Source organism: Paratractidigestivibacter sp. (assembly GCF_052362415.1).
GTDB lineage: Bacteria > Actinomycetota > Coriobacteriia > Coriobacteriales > Atopobiaceae > Paratractidigestivibacter.
The window spans coordinates 1-1,946 of sequence record NZ_DAWEMK010000192.1 but is presented as its reverse complement, the minus strand read 5'-3'; the positions used below and the strand labels follow the sequence as shown (position 1 = coordinate 1,946).

The following is a 1,946-nucleotide window of genomic DNA, read 5'->3' as shown; positions in this document are numbered from 1 at the left end:
GGCGCACGAGCTCGTCGAGGAACTTGTCGGATTTGTCGGCCAGGGTGTAGTCGAAGCGCACGCCGCTGCGGACGAAGACCTTCTTTACCCCCGGGAGCTGGCGCAGGTCGCGCAGCAGGTCGGCGTAGGAGTCCTCCTCGACCACCATGTTGGGGCAGAGCTTCGGCCACATGCAGCGGCGGTTCGAGCAGACGCCGTGTTTGGCCTGCTTGTCGCAGGCGGAGCGGCCGAAGTTCGCCGTGGGGCCGCCCACGTCGGTGATGTAGCCCTTGAAGCTCGGGTCGTGCGTGAGCGCCTCCGCCTCGCGCATGATGCTGTCGTGGCTGCGCACCTGCACGACGCGGCCCTGGTGGAAGGTGATGGCGCAGAAGCTGCACTCGCCGAAGCACCCGCGGTTCGCCGCGATGGAGAAGCGCACCTCGTCGAAGTCGAACGCCGGCACGCCGCCCGCGGCGTCGTAGTCCGGGTGCCAGGCGCGCGCGTAGGGCAGTTCGTAGACGGCGTCGAGCTCCTCGGTAGAGAGAGGCGCCGTGGGCGGGTTCTGCACGACGTAGAGGTTGTCGGCGGGGTAGGGCTCCACGAGGCGCTTGGCCGTGATCGAGTCCATGTTGCGGTACTGGACGGCGAAGCTCCGTGCGTAGGCGAGGCGGTCGGCGCGCAGCTCGTCGTAGGTGGGCAAAAGCTCGTAGTCGTACACGTCGTCGAGGGAGCGCGCCTTGTACGCCGAGCCCGCGATCCAGGTGACCTGGTCGATGGGGATGCCGCCGGCCAGGGCGTCGGCCATCTCGACGATGGAGCGCTCTCCCATGCCGTAGAGGAGCAGGTCCGCGCCCGAGTCCAGAAGCACCGAGCGCTTGAGGGAGTCGGACCAGTAGTCGTAGTGCGCGAGGCGCCGCAGGCTCGCCTCGATGCCCCCGAGTACGATGGGGGTGTGCTTGAACGTGCGGCGGATGAGGTTGGAGTAGACCGTCACGGCGTGGTCGGGGCGCGCGCCCATGCGGCCGCCGGGGGTGTAGAAGTCCTTGTGGCGGCGCTTCTTTGCCACGGTGTAGTGGTTGACCATGGAGTCCATGTTTCCCGCGCTGACGAGGAAGGCCAGGCGAGCATCGCCGAGCGCGGCGATGCTCTCCGGGTCGTGCCAGTCGGGCTGGCAGATGATGCCCACCTTGTAGCCGTGGGCCTCGAGCTCGCGGCTGACGATGGACATGCCGAAGCTCGGGTGGTCGACGTAGGCGTCGCCGCAGATGTAGACGAAGTCGCACTGGTCCCAACCGCGGGCGTCCATGTCCGCTCGGCTCACGGGGAGGAAGGCCTCGCGCGGCGGGCGCTCGGGGGCGGCGGGCTTGACGGGGCGCTTCGGCGCCGCGGGCTTGGCGTGCTGTTTCGCGCTCGCGGCTGCGGATTTTCCCTGGCCCGCGGCCACCGACCGTCCTGGGCCCGCGGCGGGGGAGGGCTTGTGCTTCTTGCTGCGGTGCTGGTCTGGCATGAGGCTCCTTCGCGCTGGTTTCTTCACTTATCCTAGCCGCAACCAGCCGCTACGGCCGGGCTGAATTGCGCACGGGGCCCGGTATGCCGCGCGCAGAGCCGGCCCGGCGTGCCCCGAGCAAAAGGTTTGTGGCGCGCGCATGGAGGCCGCGTGGCGGGAATGTGTACTTGACCTGCGGGTGATTGAGCGGCGTGGGACGGGGTACATTGTAAGTACCTTCTTTCCTTGTAGCCCCCGCCGTTCCCCTTCCTCGGCGGGGGCTTTTCCGTTCGCGGAGCATATCCGCTCAATCGTCGTTTAACGCTCGTATCTGCAAGAACCCGCCGCGGTCTCATGGCATATTATTAAAATAATGCAACTTCGGCCCGCCGCGCGAATGAGGAGGCACATGGGCTCACCCGACAACAACGGCCTAGAGACGCTCGAGCGCTTCGCCGAGTCCGCCCTGACCTACGACGGC

General features: G+C 67.5%; 1 protein-coding gene. It reads right to left on the bottom strand.

The window, feature by feature from the left end; all coding sequences use genetic code 11:
• Positions 1–1,486: YgiQ family radical SAM protein (locus ACT84W_RS10805; protein ID WP_444329221.1), on the bottom strand; the 1,486-nt coding region annotated here is incomplete at its 3' end.
• Between the last annotated feature and the right edge of the window lie 460 nt (positions 1,487–1,946).